Here is a 21,747-nt window from a genome sequence, read left to right as displayed (position 1 = left end):
AAGCGCCCGTCATCCTCACGCGTCTTCGACACCGATATGTGGCGCAAGCCCGCCCTCGACGACGATGGTCTTGTCCACATCGGGATCACCGCGTTCGGAATTGACCAGCCGAGCGGCCAGACGCAGCGCCTCAAGCCCACCATGGCGCACCTCGTTCTGCGCTTTGTAGACGTCCAGTTCGCGGTGGCGCAGTTTGAAGTCTTCGAGCAGCGGATGCGTGCCCGGCAGCGATTCTATGAATAAAGACCCGGTCGGCACGACGATCTCATCGCCATTGCGCAGCGGATCGGACAGCAGCGCCTTGAGCCATTTCTTCAGATTGGGCTTGAGCGCGGTGAACGCCTCTTCCGAAAGCGTGTCATGCAGGCAGCAGACATAGCGGCTGTAATCCTTCAAACTGACATTGCTTAGCTCGTCCGGGTCCATCGCGCCGAAGGCGGCGTCGATATAGGGTGCTGCCATAAACTCTGTCAGGGCGTTGTGCTCTTTCAGCGGGAAGATCATGTAATTGCCCTTGAACCCCAGCATCGAGTCCAGATCCGCCACCTCGACCAACGGACGCGGTGCAAGGCCCTTTCGGACCGTGCCCGACATGAAGGCCCGGTGCTTGGTGGTGCCTGCGGGGCGGAAATCGGCAAAGATATCCTCGCGCGCGACTACGTCGACAAAATAGGTGCGGTTGGGCACCTGAATGGCGGGGTTCTGAGGATCGGGCACCGTGGCCAGTTCAACGGTGGGCACCTTGACCTTGTGCAGCCGCATGAAACGCTGATCCGGCGGCTCCATCCGCCAGATCGCCTGCATGTAATGAAAGATATTCTTGCGGATATGCACCAGCAGCCGTTTTACGCGGGTCTCATTGTCAAGATGGGTGCGCAGGGTTTCGTTGTATTCGCGGGTGATGGAATGCAGCGTGCGCACTTCGCCTTTCAGCGCCGCACCCTGTTTCTCGGCCCGCTCCAGCGCGCGCTGGTGGGCATCCTTAGCAGCCAGTTCGCGCGCCTTGGCGGCCTCGGGATCCTGCCCGCCGCCCCCGAAGAAATCACCGATATCGCTGAACCAGCCGTCGGTTGCCTCTTCTTCCTCTTCGCCGATCCGCGAAGAGATCGCCCCTTCCAGCGCAGCATAGCGGTTCTCGGCCTCCCGACTTGCCATCGCGTATTCAAGGCGCAGCGTTTCCACCAGATTGCGCTGCTGGCGCAGGTTGCGACGCAATTCGCGCAGGGCAAAATCGTCACCCACGCTTTTGGTGCCCAAATAGCTAAGCGCCATGCGGAAACTGTCATCAAGCAGCGCGCGGTTGATGATCCAGTCATTCGAGATCACCCAGCTTTCGGTGATCTGATGTGGGGCGGGAACCTCTTGCGCCACCAGTACCACCGGCTGCACGCGGTGCAACTGTTCGGACACGCGGTAGCGGCGTTGCAACTCGTAGAACAGATAGGTGACCGACAGCTCATCGTTGGGATTAATGATGATGCCGGACTCGGTGTATTCGCTGGTTTCCGATTCTTCGGTGTCTATCTGGACGCTGCGTTCGTCCTTGTATTCCTGCGTGGCCTTCAGCACCGCTTCGCGGAAATCCTTGCGCGCGGATGACGATTCCTGCTGCGCTTCAACGCCAAAGGTTGTGGTCTGTTTGCCCTTGGATACACCGACGTTGTAACTGCCCGACGCGTTCAAATTGAAATCCGTCTTGTTCTGCGCCTTCTCCATGATCTCAGACTCGACCCGCGAGGTTGAGCTTTGCTCGGCAGACACAGATGAGTTGTTTTTGACCGCCTCTTTTTGGGAATGGCTTAGCTTGCGCATGACCTTCATCGAATAGCGGCGCTCCTCCTTGGGGGTCAGCGGGATGGTCTTGACCAGTTTGCCCGCCTGGTAATTGATCGGCGTCCATTCCTGCCGGTAGTCATTCAGAAGGCCAAAATTCACCGCCTGGCTTGAACGGTTGGCCGCAAACACGGTAAATTCGTAATCCGCATCCAGCCGCGCCTTAAGGTCGCGCAGGGTTTTGTGAAGCGTGTAGTAATCATCGTGCCGCACGCTGTCGATCAGCCTTTCGCCCTGTTCACGCCGATCCTGACGGCGCTTTTCGCAGGCATGCGACGAACCGATGGTGTTAATGATATTTGTCTGGGTCCGGCCGTCGTTTGAAAGTGAAGATGTTCTGGTGGTCTTGCAGCCCTCCTCAAGCTCGGTCGCAATCTCGCGCAGTTTCGCCTGATAGGTGGCGTTCAGATCGGTCCATTCTGGCAGCGTGATGTCAAACTGCGCCATGACCACCGCAGGCACCACGCGGGGCACAGATTCATAAGCCACTTGCGGCGAATTGACCGTTTCCACTATTGATCCGCCAAAGCGCTGCGACAAGCTGAAGCCAGTCTTCTTCTTATAGGCCTTGTTCAGCCGCACGGCGGTGTCGACCACCTCTTCGTCGAGCAACACCTTCCAGACGTGATCAAAGGCGATCTGCAGGCTTTGAAAATCGTAGTAGGCGGGCACATCGGCGGGGCCGACGCGTAGCGAAAACCCATCAACCGCATCCTCCAGACCTTCCTTGCTGAGCCGCTTTCCAGACAACGTCTCCGAGAGTACGTCATCGGGCGAGCGAGCACCGTCCAGAAACCGTGCGGCATAAAGCGGCACAGTCTCGTTGGTCAGAGGAGCGATGGCGGGGACTGTGTCATCTCCCTGCCCGCCCCTATCATCAACCGTGTCATCCCCTTCCACGTCAACTGGTTCGGCCAAATCGGTGTGGCGCGAGGCGCAGATTTCGCCAAAGGTCTGCTCGGCGCAGAACCGCGCAATGGGGTTGTTGTGGATCAGCAGCGTGCCTGGGTTTTCCGAGGCTTGAGCGCGAAACAAAATGTCACGCAGCGCGGTTTCAGGGATGGCGGCAAACCCGTCAACGGCGGCGTCAAAAAATGGTTGCAGCCTAGAGCGGTCATCTGCGGTGAGGTAAAGGTTGACTGGAACGCCGCGCGCGTTCGCAATCGTGCTGTTGGCCTTGGTAACCGAGCGTTCGATCACCGCGTTCAGGCTTTCATCGATCTTGTTGTCGGTCACAACCGCGCCGGGGAACGTCGCAATCGAGGTGTCGGTCGCCACCTGATCCAGCAACTCTTTGCGGAACTGCTCGCGGTCCTCGATCTCGGCCTTGACTTCTTCTTTGTGGAAGTCAGCGATGTCCGCAGAGAAGTTCTGCTCGGCGGCCCAGTCATCTTTGTATGAGGCGACGCGGCTTTGGGTTGTGGGCCGCACGCCCAGCCCAGAGAGGGCCAACTGCTTGCCTGCAATGGCGATGCTGAAGGTTTCAACCCGTCCTGCGCTGCGTCGCGCTTTGGCTGACACATGCAGCACGCCGTCACCCTCTGCCAAACCATCGTCCGGCCCAGCCACGACCAAAACCAGATGCGGCCCGCCCGCGTCACTCAGACGAGGCACATACGCTATTTGAAAAACACCATCAGCATCCGTCATCACACTACCCAGGCGGTGCCCAGTTTCCGCAAGCCTTGCGGCACCCGCTAGACCAAACGCGCCGCTAGGCTTTTCGGTCTGATAGAGCGTGACAATCAGACTAGGCAACCCTTCGCGAGTTTCAGATTCAACCACAAGGCCTGTGGCCCGGAATGTCGGCGCTGTGTCGGTTTGATCGGCGGCCATTGATGTCCTCTCGTTTTTAGTCACACTGCCACATCACAACAAAATATGTCGGAGGATAGGGAGATCGGTCTCAAGCTTGAAGTGCAACACCTAGCCAACCGGTGAGGTGTGAGGATGAAGGGAGGATATCGACAACTGCAAGCCGAAAAGCGCGTGACGTTGGCGGCGACCGCGGTGCCGGCCTCACCATTCAACTGCGGGGGCGTAGGGAGAACCTTCATGCGTGTCGTGCGGCGCTTTTCTACCAGCGTCACAGCCTGCTGCGTTGCGCCGGACGCTGCCGAATTCAGCACGAAGCCGGCTGGCCGGCCGAACTCTGCATCTTCGATCAGTTCGCTATTTCCGAGCAGCGTGATCGTGAGTTCATAGACCTTCGGGTCGCTGATGTTCTTGTTGAACACGAGATTGCCTTTCTGCGCCAGGGCATGAAAGGAACCAATGCAACTTAAGGATCTTGAGGGGGTGCGAGTTCTACATCGGCGGATGTCTGACGCATCTGCATCGTGCGCGGCGAGCGTGAGAGTGTCAAACTAACCGGCACCGCCAGTAGGGAGATTGTTGCTTCATTGGAAGTGGGTATTTGCAGACGTGCCAGCCGGCGCCGGATGTGATTCTGTCGTTCCATAGCGCCAGACTCTGCTGTGCACTTTAGGATGATCCGCCCCGAAAACGCGCAGGTGTGCATACCTAGAATGCCGGACAAGGCGTTTTCAAGCTCAAGGCGCCTTGGCACAACGGCGCTTAAGCCTGGTCCGTTTTCATGGCGAGTAGCTAACGCTCAACGATGCCAGCTTTGCTGCTGAGTTTCAATGTCTTGCCTGGCGGAGGCCGGTCGGTAGCCCTCGTAAACTTCTGAGAAAGCTGCCTTTGGTCGGCGATGTGCGCCTGAGTGATCCGTTCTTGGGCTTGATCGCGCTTGACTTTCAGGCGCCTGATGAACAGCAGTCAGACGGCTCGCGTGATGGTGAGTGGCAGGTCGCGGCCGCAACTGTCACTTATCGTCAGAAATTGACCGACCGCAGTCAGTCTTGACCCGACGCTCAAGTTGGTGGTCTCAAGGGCTGTTCATGGCCGAAACCGGGTTTCCATTGCGACTGCGAAAACCTGACTTCGGCCTAACGGGACCTGCGAATCGAAGGTCAGCTTCCGGGTTCAGTTTCCTACTCACACTGCCGGCCATGAGCGGTCGGTGTTCAAACGGGAGAGCAGCCGTTCAAGGATGGAATTGAGCTGCGGCGCAGCAGTGCGCCTCGAACGTTTTTTTGGACCTATGGCTTTCGCGTGAAGTCCATTGTCCAGTTGGTCTCCCAAACTACACCGTCGTCCGCTGAGAATGCTTGCTCCCAGCGCAAAGTGTTGAGGCCTGAACGGGACCAAAGGAAACGAACCTTGACCGCAGTTCCGTCTTGGATGTCATCCGCGTAGAAGCTGCCGACGCCATCTTTGAAGCGGCCCTTTACCGGCACATCTAATTGGCCAGGGAAGCGACCATCCAACCACCAAATGGCCCAAGTTCCTGACTCTTTGTCGAAAGCGCGTAAGGCAATGGCGCGAAATTCCCCGCCTGGGAATTTCAGCAGGTTGTCTTCAAGGTTGCCGAAGCCTCCAAGTACCTTGTGGGTTGACATTTCGCCATCGAACGCCGTCCAGTCGTGACAGTTTGCCAAGCGCTTATCGAGGCGACGATGTTTTACAAACCAGTCTCCGACAACAAAGTCGAAGTCATCTGGGGCTGAAGAAAGTGCTGAGAGCGGCAAGAGAGTTTGTCCTTAGGCTAAATGCTATGTCCAGAGCAAAACCGGCTCTATAAGTTGGGAATTGATTCCTCTTGAAAGGGACTTGCAGCTTGGCTGGCTCGCAAATATGCCGGATATACGTCCAGTTAGAAAAATTCCGTGAAATCCAGCAGCCTTCCGATGAAGTGCACCTGAATTTTGGTCAAGTTGATCTCGCGTATTCGGTAGATGCACTATAGCCTCAGCACCGTGCAGGTCTATGCGTGTTGGGTACGGTTTTTCATAGGCTGCAGGTTTGGTTGACCGCTTTGCAGAAAGTGCGGAATTGTCTGCTTGGGGTCGACAGTGTGAGTTCAGCCCTTCGAGCAGCTGACATTCGACCGCGATTTGAAGGGGTACCTGCGGCCTGCCAAGCTGGATGACTGCAGCCCGCTCGATACCAGTCATTCATGTCGCCTCGCTGCCGGCTGAGCCAATGACGGCTTCGTGCCAAGCACCGTGAACCCAGCTCCCGGCCGCGACCGACGGCAATCGCTGCATTCCCGTCCTTGATGGCAGGACATCGACCGGCAGTTCAGGGTCGACTGCGTGAGTCCGACTGCAGAGGGACCGGACATTCAAAGTCGCCCCGAAATCACCGCCCTTCCCCCTGACGGCCACCACCATCTTGGACCGACTCATGCACCGCTGCGCGATGCTGGAGTTCGAGGGCAAGAGTTACCGTTTGAAGGAGGCCGCCACACGCATCGCCATCACTCCCGTATAGTCATCATTCGCCCGTCCTGCCTGGAGCAGTTTGACCGGCCATAAGTGGAGCAGTTTGGGGTGGCCATCAGGGTCTTTGCTGAGTCGGCTCCGGATGCTGTGTCCCTTGACTTCCGCGCAGCGGTCACCGGCTCTTGAGGCATCATCTCGCCATGACCTGAATTTAGGAGCAGGTTCAGGCGACCGCTGGCAAGATTGCGACATCTAATTTCAGGACCATAGCGTCAATCGGGTTCGCAGCAAGGTTTTTTGGGGGTATGTGTGGGGGTATCTCTTCAAATCTGAATTAAAAACTTCAATAAAAACAATTACTTAGGATTACTTTGAAACTCGCCACCTGGAACGTCAACTCTCTCAATGTGCGCCTGCCGCAAGTCCTGGAATGGCTGGCCGCCAACCCGGTGGATGTGCTGGCATTGCAAGAGCTCAAGCTCACCGACGACAAGTTCCCCACGCTTGCCTTTGGCGAAGCGGGCTACCAGTCGCAATGGTTTGGCCAGAAGACCTACAACGGTGTGGCGCTGCTCAGCAAGACACCCGCCACCGATGTGATCAAGAACATTCCCGGATTTCCCGACGAACAATCTCGGGTGTTGTGTGCCACAGTCAGTGGCGTGCGTGTGGTCGGGGCCTATTTCCCCAATGGACAGGCCCCCGACAGCGACAAATTTGTCTACAAGATGCGCTGGCTCGACGCCCTGCGCAACTGGGTTCGCGCCGAGATAGAACAGCACCCCAACCTCGTGCTCATGGGCGACTACAACATCACTTTCGACGACGCCGACGTGTGGGACCCCGTGGGCATGCGTGAATCCATTCACTGCACCACCGAAGAGCGCACCCATCTTCAGGCACTGATCGGCCTCGGTCTCACCGACGCTGTGCGCCAGTTCCCCCAGCCCGAGAAGAACTACAGCTGGTGGGACTACCGCAACGGTGGTTTTCGCCGCAACCAGGGCATGCGCATCGACCACATCTTGATCTCCGAGGCGCTCAGAGGCCGTGCCACCGCTTGTGTGGTCGACAAAGTGCCGCGCGCAAACGAACGCCCGAGCGACCACGCCCCCGTGGTCATCACGCTCGCAGACTGATCACCCCGTTTGGGCGCTCAGCGAGCGCAACCAGGCCGAAGCCTCATGGCTGAGCACGCGGGCATCTCTCACGAGTTGGTCAAAATGCCGGGTGAGTGCCTGCACATGTTCCTGGGTGTTGAACACGAAGTACGAACTGCCCACATAGATCACGGCGCGGCGCTGGCCAAACACGGTGATGGGGGCGCTGTAGTGCTGGCGCTGGTCGAAGAGGTGCAGACGCACGCTCGGGTACAGCTCATCACACAGATTGGCCATGTGGTCCAGTTGTTCGCGCACGTCTTCAACGCTCAAGTCGGCCCAGATACCGGCGCGCCGCGCAAAGTCCTCCAGGCGCTGTCGAGGCAAGACCACCTCAACATCGCTCCCAGGCATGCGGCTGATGGTGAGCCGGGCCTGGGTTTCCGCCAGCGCCTGCTGGGGTGATTTACCTGCGTAGTCTGCGTACTCCAGGGTCATCACCGCCTCGGTTTTCATGAATTCGGGCAGCGATGCCGGTACATTGCGCACCTTGGCATCGCCCGCGTCCTTCAACCACCGTTCGATGTTGGCGTCACTTCGGCCGGGCGCTCTCTCGGCCACCTGCATCGATTCACGCAAGATTTCGCCGGGTGCCCGCGTGGTCGTGGTCAGCCCCAGCAACCAGTCGGTGGTCACATTCAATGCCGCGGCCAGGTCTGCGACCACATGCCCGGAAGGCAGGCGCGTCTGCTGCTCCGACAGCAGCAACGAGACCGTCGAGCGGTCCACCCCCGCACGCTCGGCCAGCGTGCTCCGGTTGAGCCATTGCGACTGCATCGTTTCACTCAACCGGTCTCGGAAAAGGCGGGCCCGCTCGCTGCGGGTCATACGTTGGGACGGCTCACTCATGGTGACCATTATCACCGTATGCGGCGTTTTGATTGCAAACGCAACGTTGATTCACGATGGCATTTTTGCCAAACTGCCTTCATGGAAAACAACAAACGCACCTGGGCCAAAGCCCTCACCTGGCAAACATCTGGCCTGATCATCATGATCGGCGTGAATTACCTGTTTCTGGGCAATCTGCAACAAAGCATGGGCTTGTCGGCCCTGCTCACCGGCATGGGCCTGGTCACTTATGTGATCCACGAACGCTTGTGGGCCCGTGTACGGTGGGGCGTGCGCGCCAATTCAGGCCCATCTTCAGAGGCCCCTTGAACCGTGTCGGCGCGCAACTCAGGCCTCGTCCAGCCCCAGCTCCTGGATCTTGCGGGTGATGGTGTTGCGCCCGATGCCCAGCTTCTGGGCTGCTTCGATGCGCCGGCCACCGGTATGGGCCAAGGCTGCCTGAATCAAGCGCGATTCAAACCGCCGCGTCAAGACATCCCAAACCTCAGGGCAACCCGACTCCAGCAGCGCGGCGGCCTCGACTTGAAGTCCCGCAGCCCAGTCCAAAGCTGGCTGAGGCGCGCCCCCAGCACCCCCCTCGGGCATCAGGGGCTGTTCGGAACCGGCGGGCTGAACACCGGTGGCGGGTTCGGCTGAAGCCTCCGCAACAGGCCTGGAAGCGGCGGAGGCGACCGCAGCAGAAGCGGGCAAGAGGTCTGCCGCCGCGGCCACAGCAGCGGGCGCAACCGCCAGCACTTCGGGGGGCAAATCCTTGATCTCAACCACCTGGGCCGGTGCCATCACGGTCAGCCAATGGCAAAGATTCTCCAGCTGACGCACGTTGCCCGGGAAGTCAAAGCCGGACAACAAGCGAAGTGCACCTTCGGAAATGCGCTTGGGATCGACACCCAGTTGCTTGGCGCTCTGTTGCATGAAAAACCGCGAGAGCATGGGCACGTCTTCACGGCGCTCGCGCAAGGCCGGCAACCGCAGGCGGATCACATTGAGGCGGTGGAACAAGTCTTCGCGAAAACTCCCCTCCTTGACCCGCTGCTCCAGATGCTGGTGGGTTGCGGCAATCACCCGCACATGGGTGCGCACCGCGCTGTGGCCGCCAACCCGGTAAAAATGCCCGTCGGACAACACCCTCAACAAGCGCGTCTGCAATTCAAACGGCATGTCTCCGATTTCGTCCAGAAACAGGGTGCCGCCATCGGCCTGTTCGAAACGCCCTCGGCGCATCGCCTGGGCACCCGTGAAGGCCCCACGTTCATGGCCGAAGAGCTCGGATTCCAGCAAATCTTTGGGAATGGCCGCCGTGTTGATGGCCACAAATGGCCCCCCCGCCCGGGGCGAATGCTTGTGCAAGGCACGGGCCACGAGTTCTTTGCCCGAACCCGACTCCCCGGTGATCAACACCGTCACCTGGCTCTGGCTCAAGCGACCAATGGCACGAAACACGTCCTGCATGGCCGGCGCCTGCCCCAGCATTTCGGGCGCTGCGGTCATGCGCTCCTCCGCGACCTCTTCGCGCTGGCTCTCCTCGACGGCACGCCGGATCAGCTCCACCGCTTTTGGCAAGTCAAACGGTTTGGGCAGGTATTCGAATGCGCCCCCTTGAAAGGCCGACACCGCGCTGTCCAGGTCGGAAAACGCCGTCATGATGATCACCGGCAAGCTTGGCAATTTCTCTTTCACCTGGGCGAGCAAATCCAGCCCTGAGCCCCCCGGCATGCGGATGTCACTCACCAGAATTTGTGGCCCCTCGCTCTCAGGCGAATCGTTCAGCGCCTTGAGCACCTCTTGGGGGTGCGTGAAGCTGCGGGTGGGCAGGTTCTCGCGCAACAGGGCTTTTTCCAACACGAAGCGGATCGATTGATCGTCATCCACTATCCAGATGGGCTTCATGTGTGTGTTTCCCTTCGCTCGGCAGCGAGCGTGTTGATCGTTTTAAGGCAACGGAATCAAGATCTTGAAATCCGTCTGGCCCGGCACACTTTCACACTCGATCAAGCCGTGGTGTTGCTGCACAAACGTCTGCGCCAGCGTCAGCCCCAGGCCAGACCCACCGTCGCGCCCCGAGACCAGGGGATAGAAGATGCGGTCCTTGATCGAGTCTGGAATGCCAGGCCCGTTATCGATCACATGCAATTCCAATGCCAGGCGGTACCGCTGCTTGCCGAAAGTCAGCTGGCGCCCGACCCGCGTGCGCAAAATGATCTGCGCATCCTGCGTTGAAATGCGGTCTGCAAGCGCCTGTGCGGCGTTGTGGACGATGTTCAGCACGGCCTGGATCAACTGCTCCCGGTCACCCCTGAACTCCGGAATGGACGCGTCGTAGTCCCGCACCACCCGCAGACCCTTGGGAAACTCGGCCAGGATCAGCGAGCGCACCCGCTCACACACTTCATGGATATTGACATCGCCCACCACGTGCGGACTGCGGTGGGGCGCCAGCAATCGGTCCACCAGCAACTGCAGGCGATCCGCCTCGTGAATGATCACCTGCGTGTATTCGATCAGATCCTTGGACTCCAGGTCCATCTGCAGCAGTTGCGCCGCCCCACGGATGCCGCCCAGCGGGTTCTTGATTTCATGGGCGAGGTTGCGGATCAATTCTTTGTTGGCCTGGGCCTGATCCATCAGGCGCTCTTCGCGTTCCTGGCGGGTTTGCTGCTCCAGGGGCAACAGTTCCACGATCACCTCGCCATCGGTATCGGTTTGCGCGACCACCACGTGCACGGGCAGCGCCTCGTATCCCGGACGCCTGAGCCAGCCGTCGTAGCGCATGGCCGCAAACTCGTTTCCACTCGCGCCCTGCAGTGCGCTATCAAGCTGAGCGGGCTCGGTCAGGTGCTCTTGAAAGCGCGACCCACCGATGCTGCGGCGCGACATGCCCAGGGCATCTTCCAGCGCCGCATTGGCAAACAGGACCGTGCCGTCATAGGCCACCACCGCCACCAGCGTGGCCAACAAGTCCAGGGTCTGGAACCGTTGCACAGCAGGCACCGTCTTTGCGCGCGAAGCGCGAGGAGCGGTCACCGTGCGGCGGCGAGCGGCAGAGGGGATTTCGGGGGTGGGGTCAGGCTTTTTCAAGCCGCCTATTTTGCGGCAGAACTGGCCTCTTTTGCCGGGCCGAGGCGGTCCAATTCGCGGCGAATGCTGATCGCATCACTTTCAGCCCGTGCCACGGCCGCCTTGAGCTCCGCGACACGATCGAGGTAGCGCTGGTAGTTGCGCGACTCAATGCCCTCTTTCTCGGGCTCACCATTCGCATAGGCCTTTTTGGCCTGCACCAGCCGATCCTCGGCCTTGTTCAGCTCCGACTCCAGAATGACCCGGGCATCGCTGTCGCGTGAGCGCTGTTCTGACGTGTCGATTCTCGAACCGCTGGCACGTGGCGCCGAGCTCGCTTTAGACGCGCTGGGCGCGCTGGCGCGCTGGGGTGCGGTGCCCTGGATGATGGTGATGTTGCCGCCTTCCATGGGCTTGCAACCCCGGTTCTTGGCTTCGTTGGCGTTGTTGATGTACTCGTTGCCACAGCGATAAATTTTTTCCTGGGCTTGCACCGCAGTCGCGAGCATCAAGCCAGCTGCCGCCGCAAGGGCGGCAGCCATCCATGAACAGGGGGACATTTTTTGTACAGACATCAACTTCACAGCATCTCCGGGCGCCCAACAGCGCAAATTCGATCAATTTTCAGTATGACCGAATTCCGCCGAAAAAGTGCCAGTTTGCCCCTGACGGGTTGCGAATATGCTGCACTCCATGCAAAAAGGGACGGTTTGCACCGTCCCTTTTTAGGGGTGTCGCGGTCACTAAAGTGCCGCTCATGGCCCGGCAGGCGCCGGGCCCTGCATCACAGGCTGTAGTACATGTCGTATTCGACAGGTGCCACTTCCACGCGGGTGCGGTTCACTTCGGCCATCTTCAGTTCGATGTAGGCATCGAGCATGGAGTCGGTGAACACACCGCCCTTGGTCAAGAACGCGCGATCCTTGTCAAGGTACTCCAGCGCCTGGTCCAGGCTGTGGCACACGGTCGGGATCAACTTGTCTTCTTCGGGTGGCAGGTGGTAGAGATCCTTGGTGGCGGCTTCGCCCGGATGGATCTTGTTTTCCACGCCATCCAGACCGGCCATCAACAGCGCGGCGAAACCCAGGTAGGGGTTCATCAGTGGATCGGGGAAGCGGGCTTCCACGCGGCGGCCCTTGGGGTTGGCCACGTAAGGAATGCGGATCGAAGCCGAGCGGTTCTTCGCCGAGTAAGCCAGCTTCACAGGTGCTTCGAAGTGAGGCACCAAACGACGGTAGCTGTTGGTTCCCGGGTTGGTGATGGCGTTGAGTGCACGGGCGTGCTTGATGATACCGCCCACGTAGTACAACGCGAATTCGCTCAGGCCCGCGTAGCCGTCGCCAGCGAACAGGTTCTTGCCGTCTTTCCAGACCGACTGGTGCACGTGCATGCCGCTGCCGTTGTCGCCGGCGTAGGGCTTGGGCATGAAGGTCGCGGTTTTGCCATAGGCATTGGCCACGTTGTGCACCACATACTTTTGCAAAATCGTCCAGTCAGCGCGTTGCACCAAGGTGCTGAAGCGCGTGCCGATCTCGTTCTGTCCGGCGCCAGCCACTTCGTGGTGGAACACCTCGACCGGAATGCCCAACGATTCGAGAATCAGCGACATCTCGGCGCGCATGTCTTGCGTGCTGTCGACGGGAGGCACAGGGAAATAGCCGCCTTTGACCGAGGGACGGTGGCCGCGGTTGCCGCCTTCGAGCTTGGCGCCCTTGTTCCAGGGAGCTTCGTACTCTTCGATTTCGTAGAAGGTGTGGCCTGGAGACGTGCTCCAGCGCACGCCGTCAAACAAGAAGAATTCTGGCTCTGGTCCGAAGAAAGCGGTATCGCCCAGACCGGAGGCCTTGAGGTAAGCCTCAGCGCGCTTGGCGATGGAACGCGGATCGCGGTCATACGACTTGCCATCGGTGGGCTCGATCACGTCGCAGGTGAGGATCAGCGTGGTCTCTTCGTAGAAGGGATCAATATTGGCAGTGCTGGGATCGGGAACCAGCTGCATGTCAGAGGCTTCGATGCCCTTCCAGCCAGCAATGGACGAGCCATCAAACGCATGACCCGAGGTGAATTTCTCTTCATCAAAATGGGACACTGGCACCGTGGTGTGCTGTTGTGCGCCACGGGTATCGGTGAAACGGAAATCAACGAATTTGACTTCGTTGTCTTTCACCATTTGCATCACGTCTGCGACGGTCTTGGCCATCAAATACTCCTGTTTCTGAATGAGGGATTGAACTTACGACTTGGCATGACACGCAGTTTCTGTGCCAGCCCTCTGACCGTGCACGCTGGCAAACCGGCGCAGACGACCTTCATTCAGAATTATCGCGCAGACACAGGGCGCAGCCACTCTGGACACGGGCGCATTGCACCGCTTTCGATGACCAAGGACCGCCCGCCGTCCAAATGCACCAAAAAAGAGCGAAAAACCTGAAACGCACCCATTTGGTGAATTTCGATCAACGCACCATTTCGGGGCCCAACTCGGCGCCCAGTGCAGCCAGGCCAACCAGCAGCACGTCAAACGCCACGCCCACAGCGACCGGATCCCCCTTGACCCCCAATTCAATATGGCGCCCGTATTGCGGGTGGTCCACGCTCGGCAGACTGAACACCTTCACCGCGTGATCCCGCTCGATCTGCTCCATCAAGGGCGTGAGCGCAGCCTCCATGGACCCCATCACGACGACAGAGCGTTCCTGCCAGGCGTCGGCTCGGTGCCAGGCGCTGTACTCGGTGTCAAGAACCGATTCGATCATGGGCCAGGCCATCACCGGAAAACCCGGAACAAAATGCACCGAACCGCCACCCGGCCCATCGCACGAAAAACCGGGAATCTTGTTGTACGGGTTGTTGATGATGCGTGCGCCCTGCGGAAACACGCCCATGTTGAACCGGTGCACGTTGTCGGCTCGGTCTGGATCAAACACTTTCCCCTGCTCCAGCGCCACCTCCCGCATGCGCTGCTCGATCAAGGTGCGCGCCTCGGGGTGCAAGGCCAGCTCGCTGCCCAGCGCCGCTGCGGCGCACTGACGGGTGTGATCGTCGGGTGTCGCCCCGATGCCACCGCAGGAAAACACGGCGTCCCCTGAGCCCAACGCATCGCGCAAAGTGGCCGTGATGCGGGCCCGGTCGTCCCCGACACACGTCGCCCAAGACAGGTTAAGCCCCCGCGCTTGCATCAACTCGATGACTTTGGGCAGGTGTTTGTCGGCACGTCGGCCCGACAGGATTTCGTCACCAATGATGATCAGGCCGAAGGCCGGTGCAGAAGAAGCAGTCATAGAACCAGCAGAAACATGCAAATGAATTTTTTTTAACGCGCAGTAGCACCGTCTGCGTCTTGCGGCGGTACCCGCTCCAACAATGGCAGCTCCGGGCGAGCCGCCGCCTGCGTCGGGTCGGCATCCAGCACGTCAACGTCCCCGAGGCCGCGCAGCTTGGCCAGGGCCGCCAGGCAGAAGTGGGCAAACCACAACGACGCAAAGGCAAACACCAAGGTGTATATCCAGATCGCCACGGGGACCAAAACAGGCGCCAGCACGATCGCAAAGGCGCCCCATGCCCACAGCAGACTGGGCGCTGCGCCCATGTACCCGCTCAGTATCCCCATCAGCAAGAGGCTGCTGCGATTCTCGCGCAAGAGGGTCTTGCGCTCTTCGACGCTGGCATGGCTGGCCAGCGCGTCAAAGGCAAATACCCGGTAGGTCAACCACCCCCAAATGACCGGAGGCAACACCAGCACCAACGGAGGGATCAACCACAAAGGCATCGACACAACGAGCGCCAGCACGGCCAGCGACGTCGATCCCAGGGACCAGAGAATGCTCACCACCAGCGAGCCCCCTTGTTTGAGCTCCAGGCCGGCAAAACGCCGGCGCCCCACCATGGCCACCATCGTGGGCGTCATGAACACCGCGACCAGCAGCAAACAAACGACAACGATGACCGGCGTCGCCAGAATCAGCACAAACAAAGGTGCAAATACGGTGCGCAGCGATTCCATGCCGATGCGCTCCAGCCACCCCAGAAACGCCTGCATCAGCTGGTAGCTCTCCAACCAGGCAGCCACCGACGCCACCGTGTCTTCCCAGAAAAAATACCCCAGCCCAAACGACGCCACCACCATCAAGACCAGCGGCAGAAAAGACAGGCCGATCACCCGTGGATGCACACAATAGGCCGCCGCCCGCCAGAACGAATCCAACATCAGTTTCATGCGGAGAAGAATACAGGTTTTCGGACGGCCCGACAGGGGCCCGCACGTCCAGCCCACAGACGGCGATGGACCTGAGAGCCCCCGGGCAATGCGCCGAGGGCAGACCACTAAGATGCGCGCATGACCCACATCGAGCTCGAAGGCGTCCACATCGAGGTGGCCCACATCGCCGGGCCCAGCGCAAAATCGCCCTTGGTCTTTCTGCACGAGGGCCTGGGCAGCATTTCCACGTGGACGCAACGCGGGCGGAACTGGCCAGCCGAACTGTGCGCAGCCACCGGACGGGCCGGATGGCTGTACTCGAGGCGGGGCTACGGGCAGTCAGACCCCGTCCCCGATGTGCGCAGCCCGCATCACCCCCCGGACCGCACATCCCCGCTCTGGTCCACGGGCCGTCATGCGCCCGACTACATGCACCGTGAAGCCGTGGGCGTTTTGCCCGCCTTGTTCAAAACGCTGGGGATCACCGCCCCACTCCTGGTCGGTCATTCCGACGGCGCCACCATTGCCTTGATCCACGCCAGCCTCCACTCCGTCAGCGCCTGCGTGGCCATGGCACCCCATGCCTTCGTTGAAGACATGACCATCCGGTCCATCGAGCATGCCCGAGACAGTTTTCTGGCAGACAACGCAACGCTGCGGACCAAGCTCGCGCGCCACCACCTCGACGCAGACAACGCCTTCTGGCAATGGAACGACATCTGGCTCAGCGCAGCTTTTCGCCACTTCGATATCCGCCCAAACTGCCGCGCACTCACCGCACCGTTGCTTTTGATGCAAGGACTGGACGACGAATACGGCTCATTGCGTCAACTGCATGACATCGCCCAGGCAGCACCCCAAGCCCAGACGCGACTCCTCCCCGGTTGTGGCCACAGCCCGCACCGGGACGCGCCAGACGCCGCGATTGAAGCCATTCGTGCTTTCGTGGACAGCTGCCCGTAAGTCTGGCGCCAGCTTTGCTGCCCTGTTTGGGGGATAGCCGCACCCGCCCACCCTCGGCACAATCAGACCTCCTCCGCCCCAAATCCGGTTTTTCAGGTGTTTGAACGGCCCTTTCTGCCCTCCTCTCAACGCACCACGCCCATAAAACTGGACAGCACTCGCGACGAAACACGCCCTCGAGCGCAAAGAAGGTCCACAAGACCCCACCTTTCACCAAAGATTTCACGCTAATGGCGCTTCGTCGGGCCCGCAATCGCTCGAAACCTCGAGCAATTGATTACATTTGATACAACTATTACAAGGATGGGCCGTGCGCCCGTAAACGACTGTGTGGAACAACCCCTGGCTGCTGGCTGTACTGGCACCGGCACTCTTGGTGCTCGGAGCTGGGCTGCACCACGTCTGGAACAAACGGAAAATCCAGTCACGCAGACGCATTCCCAAACACTGGCCACTGAGCGTGCGCTCGATCACCAACAGCGAAGAAGCCCGCGTGTGGCACTGGTTGTCGCGGGCCTTCTACGATCATCACGTGATGATCAAGCTGCCGGTGACCCGCTTCACCATGCCCCGCGAGCAAGAACAAGGCATGGACTGGTACAGCTTGCTCGGCGGGGTGTATTGCACCTTCACCATTTGCAAGGCCGATGGTCGTGTGGTGGGCTGCCTGGATGTGCCAGGCAAAAATGCCTTGCCGCGCAGCACCCGTTTGCTTAAACACTCTTTGCTGACGCAATGTGAGCTGCCCTACTGGGTGGTCAGATCCAGCAGCCTGCCCACCGTCACTGAAATTCGGAGCGAATTTCTCGGCGAGACGCCCACGGCGCAAACCATGCGCGAACGGGAGCTGGAAGAGCGCGCCCTTATCTCTGCACAGGCCAACTTGAGGTCGGCGCTCAACAAACAACGCGGCAGCCGCAACAGCGACTTCAGCCCCCTGTCCAACTGGCCCAGCAGCACCACTGGCGACACACGGGCCGGCGATCTGGGCTCCCAGTGGCAAGACAACTCGTTCCTGATCCCGCTCGACAGCCGCAAGGGCGACCTGCTCTAATTCCAGGTCAGGCAGTGGGCTGAACGGGTGAAGTCGATTGGGGCGGCACTTTGAGCGTCAGCGCCTGAATCTCCGCATCGGTCAGCCATCGCCACTGCCCTTCGGCCAACCCCCCCTCCAGACTCAGTCCTCCAATTGTGGAGCGGTGCAACGATTCAACGCGATTGCCAACAGCCGCTACCATGCGCTTCACTTGGTGGTACTTGCCCTCGGTCAGAGTCAAGCGCAAGTGCCGCTCGCCTTCGGCGGAACAAGCCTGGGCCTTCACCGGCTTGGGATCGTCGTCCAGCACCACCCCTTCCAGCAAACGGGTCACCTGATCAGGCGTGATCGGATGCTTGAGCTGCGCTTCATAGACTTTGGGCACATGGTGCCGGGGTGACGTCATCCGGTGAATGAATTTGCCATCGTCCGACATCAGCAGCAAGCCCGTGGTGTCCTGATCGAGTCGGCCGACCGCCTGGACGCCAGCCGCCGCACCGCCACCCCGTTCACGCAACGGCCCTGGTAGCAGGGTGTACACACTGGGATACGTGCTCGGCTTTTGCGAACACTCATAACCCGCCGGCTTGTTCAAGACCAGGTACGCCAGCGCGTGGTAGGTCCAGCGCTGATCTTGCACCCAGAAGACAAAGCCCTGCGGATCGAAGCCTTGCACAGGATCGTTGCAAGGCTCGCGCCCCTCACCCACCTGCACCCATCCCTGCTGCACCAGCCCCGAACAAACACGGCGGGTACCAAAACCTTGTGAAAAAAGAATGTCCTGGAGCGCCAGCATGTCGAACGATCGATTGGATGAATAGAGACAGGCGAGCACCTTTCAAAGCTTCGCCACAATCCAGGGATCGGCGGCGAAGCTAAGCGTTGTCCCGGCCTGCGGGGGGCTCCATTTTAGGTGAGGATGCCTCTGCACCCAGGCCAGTGTCTACAAACCGTGCTCCTCCCGTCCCGCTTCAGGCCATGGTGTTGACTTGGGTTCCCAAGGTGCCATCGGTGGCCAGGGGCAAGTCCCCAGCCACAGCGTTCAGCAAGGACTGGGCTGCCGATTCCTGCATGTTCATGGCCTCCTTCATCAGACGAAACTGCCCCGCTTGAACGGTACTGCCCTGCTGAGTCTGAAGGACACGATCGACCAACAATGCCGGCGATACATCCATGACGACTCCTTTGTGTGATTGATTGAGCAAGCTCCGAGCGCGCCGCAAGGGTGCCGCACACAGGCATGCGCGAAGGCACAAGCGGCGATGCAAGTAGCGGCCGCCGAGCTCTCGCCTTGAAGGACCATTTCGAAAGCGCACTTGGCGCACAAGGCGAAAACCCTGGGGAGCTTCCTTCAACCATCGGCAAGAAGCCCGAGCAACTTGAATCACGGGCACCACCCCCGGGACGCCCGCGGCACGGTTCGAAGCGAATGCGCGACTGGGCGAAGCGGCCTTAAGCGAACAGCGAGGTCACCCCTGCGCGCGCGAAACGGGGGTTAGCTGTCCATGTACGCCCCTAGACGCCATTGCACGCTAAGCCGTTGATTTTCCAAAGAAAAAGGCCGCTAGGTGGTTATTCCTAGCGGCCTTTGTCACAGGGTATGGTGGAGCTGGGGGGATTTGAACCCCCGTCCGCAAGCCTTCTTCGTACAGTTCTACATGTGTAGTCGTCTGATTTGAGTCTCACTTCCCAAGCCGCGCAGCGACACGCTGAAAGGAAAGCCAGCAACCTTAGATCTCACCGCACGCCAAGTTACCCGACGCACGACCAGCCTACTAAATTATCTTTGCAGCCTGGACTCTCGCGGCTTGCGCCGTTCGAACCCTTGCCCAGCCCATAGGCCTGCTGTTGCAAAGCTCACCGGCAATTAAGCGGCGAGTGCGAAACGTTCGTCGTTTGCAGTTAGTTTTTTTTCTGCGGTTTTACGAGGTAACAGAACCTCGACATGCCCTGCCACGCGTCCGAACCCACGTCGAAACCAGTGCAGCCCCTGAACCTCTAGTTTAAGGCAGATCCAGCAATTTCAATAGCTCAAGGGGAGAATTCACTTTTGCGTCTGCACCCCAGGTGTCCACATCAGCGTCCGGACCGAGATAACCATAGCAAGCAGCCACGGTGCGCATACCCGCCGCCTTGCCCGCCTGGATGTCCCGCAAGTCGTCGCCCACGTAGATGCAGTCTGCCGGGGCAAAGCCGACCCGCCGCGCAGCTTCCAGCACCGGCTCCGGGTGGGGTTTGGCGTGTGGCGTGGTGTCTCCACACACAATCGCAGCCGCCCCGTTGAACATGGGCATCGCTCCGGTCAACGGCAATGCAAAGCGCTGCGCTTTGTTGGTCACCACGCCCCAGGCCAGCCCACTTGCGTTCAAGGCCGCCAGCATGGCGTCCACCCCGTCAAACGCGACTGTGCGCTCGGTGAGTGACCGTTCATAGAGGGAAAAAAACGCCGCCTTGTGTTGATCAAAGCTTGCGTGTTCCGGACCGATATCAAAGGCGACACGGAGCATGCCCCGGGCACCGGCTCCCGCATGGGCACGGTATTGGTTCAACGGCAACGACGGCAAACCGCCACGCACCCGCAACTGGTCAGCCGCAGCGGCCAGATCTGGAGCGCTGTCCAGCAAGGTGCCGTCCAGGTCAAACAACACGGCGCGAACACCACGCATCACAGTCGACATGTTGTTCCTACAGCTTGCGGGTGGAAATCATGTAGTTCACGCTGGTGTCATCGCTGAGCCAATAGCGCTGCGTCAGCGGGTTGTGCTCCAGACCACGCGTGAGGCCCAGCTCAAGCCCAGCCGACCGGCAATAGCTTGCCAGCTCGCTGGGCTTGATCAGTTTGGCGTATTCGTGGGTGCCCCTGGGGATCATCTGGAGCACGTACTCCGCTCCGACGATGGCCATCAGAAAGGCCTTGGCGTTTCGGTTGATGGTTGAGAAAAAGACCCAGCCATCCGGCTTGACCAACTGGGCGCACGCTTTGACAACCGACGCAGGGTCCGGCACGTGCTCCAGCATCTCCATGCAAGTCACCACATCAAACGATGCAGGCTGCTCCTCGGCCATGGCCTCAGCACTGATTTCCCGGTAGGTCACCCCCGTGGTACTGGCCTCCAGCGCATGCAGTTGCGCCACGCGAAGCGCCTTGGCGGCCAGATCAATGCCGGTCACCTCCGCACCCTTGCGCGCCATCGAATCCGACAATATGCCGCCGCCGCAACCGATGTCCAGGACACGCTTGCCTGCCAGCGGGGCCAGACCATCGATCCAGTTCAGCCGCAAGGGGTTGATCTGGTGCAGGGGGCGAAATTCGCTTTCTGTATCCCACCAGCGATGGGCCAGCTCTGAGAATTTGGCCAGTTCGGCCGGATCGGCATTGACAGTGTTCATAGACCCGATTTTTACACGCCACCGGTGGTGATTCCCGTCAGACAGGGTTGTTGTTTCCCGAATCTATGAAGACCGGCTCGCCTGACCACGGCCTTCAACAGGTGACGGAGAGACACTTGAGGACGAAAAAAAACCCCAGAACGAATTCTGGGGTTTCTGCGTCAGCGACGCAGGAAGCTTTCAAGCATCAGTTGGCGCGGGTGCCCACAACTTCAACTTCCACGCGGCGGTTTTTAGCGCGGCCTTCGCGGGTTGCGTTGTCAGCCACTGGCTGGGTCAGGCCCTTGCCTTCGGTGTAAACGCGGTTGCTTTCGATGCCCTTGCTCACCAGATAAGCCTTCACAGCTTCAGCACGGCGAACCGACAGAGCCTGGTTGTAAGCGGACGAACCCACCGAGTCGGTGTGGCCGACAGCGATCACAACTTCCAGGTTGATCGCACCGACTTTGCCAGCGAGGTCGTCCAGCTTGGCTTTGCCTTCTGGCTTGACCACGGCTTTGTCGAAGTCGAAGAAGGCATCGGCAGCGTAGGTCACCTTGGTGGCGGCAGGAGCGGGTGCTGGAGCGGCAACAGGTGCGGGTGCAGCTGCAGCAGGAGCGGGTGCGGCTGCGACCGGTGCTGGAGCCGGAGCGGCTGCAGGAACGATGGCGCCATCGCAACCCTTGCCAGCCGTGGCTGGGGTCCAGGCGGCATCACGCCAGCACAGCGAACCGTCGCCGTTTTTCCACTGCAGGTCGCCACTGCCGTTCACCCAGTTGTCGTTGGACTGAGCGCTGGCAGCGAACGCCACGGTTGCGGATGCAATCAGCATTGCCACTTTATTCAGTTTTTTCATGGTTTTCCTCTTGGAGTGAGCAGCCGTCAGGGCTGTAAATCAACATGGACGCTTGAAGTGACCACCACTAAAAACGCTTAATTTATTGTGCCACAAGCCCGGTTACAAACAAGGTCGCCCCCGGGCAGGGGGTGTAA

Annotated in this window: 19 protein-coding genes, 1 other RNA gene and 1 pseudogene; 5 read left to right on the top strand and 16 right to left on the bottom strand. The window is 59.9% G+C overall.

Annotated elements, in window-relative coordinates; translation table 11 throughout:
* Positions 1 to 15: 15 nt before the first annotated feature.
* The 3 genes from E5678_RS01910 to E5678_RS01900 form a co-directional block, all read right to left on the bottom strand.
* Entirely contained in the window at positions 16 to 3,669 is a 3,654-nt protein-coding gene (locus E5678_RS01910) for a hypothetical protein (protein ID WP_136176963.1), read from the bottom strand.
* A 20-nt stretch (positions 3,670 to 3,689) separates the two neighbouring features.
* A complete protein-coding gene (locus E5678_RS01905; RefSeq protein ID WP_136176962.1) occupies positions 3,690 to 4,070 on the bottom strand; it encodes a hypothetical protein in 381 nt (126 codons plus the stop codon).
* 867 nt (positions 4,071 to 4,937) lie between these two features.
* Complete coding sequence (locus E5678_RS01900) at positions 4,938 to 5,426, bottom strand: DUF1579 domain-containing protein (protein WP_136176961.1); 489 nt, start codon at positions 5,424 to 5,426, stop codon at positions 4,938 to 4,940.
* A gap of 634 nt (positions 5,427 to 6,060) precedes the next feature.
* Here E5678_RS01900 and E5678_RS22425 point away from each other — a divergent pair.
* Together E5678_RS22425 and xth are read left to right on the top strand one after the other, a co-directional pair.
* A pseudogene (locus E5678_RS22425) lies at positions 6,061 to 6,171 on the top strand (ATP-binding protein); the annotation flags it as partial.
* Between the two features lie 322 nt (positions 6,172 to 6,493).
* Complete coding sequence (gene xth, locus E5678_RS01890; protein ID WP_136176960.1) at positions 6,494 to 7,261, top strand: exodeoxyribonuclease III; 768 nt, start codon at positions 6,494 to 6,496, stop codon at positions 7,259 to 7,261.
* Here the strand turns inward: xth and E5678_RS01885 are convergent, their stop codons facing one another.
* Entirely contained in the window at positions 7,262 to 8,131 is an 870-nt protein-coding gene (locus tag E5678_RS01885) for a helix-turn-helix transcriptional regulator (protein ID WP_168708467.1), read from the bottom strand.
* A gap of 81 nt (positions 8,132 to 8,212) precedes the next feature.
* On the opposite strand from E5678_RS01885, the gene E5678_RS22220 reads away from it, so the two are divergent.
* On the top strand, positions 8,213 to 8,443 hold the full coding sequence (locus E5678_RS22220; RefSeq protein WP_168708466.1) for a DUF2061 domain-containing protein: 231 nt from the start codon (positions 8,213 to 8,215) through the stop codon (positions 8,441 to 8,443).
* A gap of 18 nt (positions 8,444 to 8,461) precedes the next feature.
* Here E5678_RS22220 and ntrC read toward each other — a convergent pair whose 3' ends face one another.
* From ntrC to E5678_RS01850, 6 genes are all read right to left on the bottom strand, one after another.
* Complete coding sequence (gene ntrC / locus E5678_RS01875; RefSeq protein WP_136176957.1) at positions 8,462 to 10,021, bottom strand: nitrogen regulation protein NR(I); 1,560 nt, start codon at positions 10,019 to 10,021, stop codon at positions 8,462 to 8,464.
* Between the two features lie 42 nt (positions 10,022 to 10,063).
* Entirely contained in the window at positions 10,064 to 11,095 is a 1,032-nt protein-coding gene (gene glnL / locus E5678_RS01870) for a nitrogen regulation protein NR(II) (protein ID WP_247596987.1), read from the bottom strand.
* Positions 11,096 to 11,214: 119 nt separating this feature from the next.
* Positions 11,215 to 11,748 (bottom strand): hypothetical protein, encoded by a 534-nt coding sequence (locus tag E5678_RS01865; RefSeq protein WP_247596881.1) that lies wholly within the window; start codon positions 11,746 to 11,748, stop codon positions 11,215 to 11,217.
* 224 nt (positions 11,749 to 11,972) lie between these two features.
* Positions 11,973 to 13,388 carry a type I glutamate--ammonia ligase gene (gene glnA, locus E5678_RS01860; protein WP_136176956.1) on the bottom strand — a complete coding sequence of 472 codons (1,416 nt, stop codon included), beginning with the start codon at positions 13,386 to 13,388 and terminating at the stop codon, positions 11,973 to 11,975.
* A 256-nt stretch (positions 13,389 to 13,644) separates the two neighbouring features.
* Complete coding sequence (locus tag E5678_RS01855) at positions 13,645 to 14,469, bottom strand: molybdopterin-binding protein (protein WP_136176955.1); 825 nt, start codon at positions 14,467 to 14,469, stop codon at positions 13,645 to 13,647.
* 32 nt (positions 14,470 to 14,501) lie between these two features.
* Positions 14,502 to 15,404: an EI24 domain-containing protein gene (locus E5678_RS01850; protein ID WP_136176954.1), complete on the bottom strand. Its 903-nt coding sequence runs from the start codon at positions 15,402 to 15,404 to the stop codon at positions 14,502 to 14,504.
* Positions 15,405 to 15,524: 120 nt separating this feature from the next.
* Here E5678_RS01850 and E5678_RS01845 point away from each other — a divergent pair, with 120 nt between their 5' ends.
* On the top strand, positions 15,525 to 16,349 hold the full coding sequence (locus E5678_RS01845; RefSeq protein WP_136176953.1) for an alpha/beta hydrolase: 825 nt from the start codon (positions 15,525 to 15,527) through the stop codon (positions 16,347 to 16,349).
* 460 nt (positions 16,350 to 16,809) lie between these two features.
* Positions 16,810 to 17,403, top strand: a complete 594-nt coding sequence (locus E5678_RS01840) for a hypothetical protein (protein WP_136176952.1) — start codon at positions 16,810 to 16,812, stop codon at positions 17,401 to 17,403.
* A gap of 7 nt (positions 17,404 to 17,410) precedes the next feature.
* Here E5678_RS01840 and E5678_RS01835 read toward each other — a convergent pair whose 3' ends face one another.
* The 6 genes from E5678_RS01835 to ompA form a co-directional block, all read right to left on the bottom strand.
* On the bottom strand, positions 17,411 to 18,178 hold the full coding sequence (locus E5678_RS01835) for a 16S rRNA pseudouridine(516) synthase (protein ID WP_168708640.1): 768 nt from the start codon (positions 18,176 to 18,178) through the stop codon (positions 17,411 to 17,413).
* A 178-nt stretch (positions 18,179 to 18,356) separates the two neighbouring features.
* The gene (locus E5678_RS01830; RefSeq protein WP_136176950.1) at positions 18,357 to 18,560 is read right to left on the bottom strand and encodes a putative motility protein; all 204 of its coding nucleotides are present in this window, start codon (positions 18,558 to 18,560) and stop codon (positions 18,357 to 18,359) included.
* A gap of 426 nt (positions 18,561 to 18,986) precedes the next feature.
* Positions 18,987 to 19,376, bottom strand: a transfer-messenger RNA (tmRNA) gene (ssrA, locus tag E5678_RS01825).
* Between the two features lie 12 nt (positions 19,377 to 19,388).
* Positions 19,389 to 20,054 (bottom strand): HAD-IA family hydrolase, encoded by a 666-nt coding sequence (locus E5678_RS01820; RefSeq protein ID WP_136180582.1) that lies wholly within the window; start codon positions 20,052 to 20,054, stop codon positions 19,389 to 19,391.
* Positions 20,055 to 20,070: 16 nt separating this feature from the next.
* Entirely contained in the window at positions 20,071 to 20,775 is a 705-nt protein-coding gene (gene ubiG, locus E5678_RS01815; protein WP_136176949.1) for a bifunctional 2-polyprenyl-6-hydroxyphenol methylase/3-demethylubiquinol 3-O-methyltransferase UbiG, read from the bottom strand.
* A 187-nt stretch (positions 20,776 to 20,962) separates the two neighbouring features.
* Entirely contained in the window at positions 20,963 to 21,610 is a 648-nt protein-coding gene (ompA, locus tag E5678_RS01810) for an outer membrane protein OmpA (protein WP_136176948.1), read from the bottom strand.
* Positions 21,611 to 21,747 lie beyond the last annotated feature (137 nt).

This window comes from Hydrogenophaga sp. PAMC20947 (assembly GCF_004795855.1).
Taxonomy (GTDB): domain Bacteria; phylum Pseudomonadota; class Gammaproteobacteria; order Burkholderiales; family Burkholderiaceae_C; genus Hydrogenophaga.
This window is presented reverse-complemented; position numbering and strand designations above follow the sequence as displayed.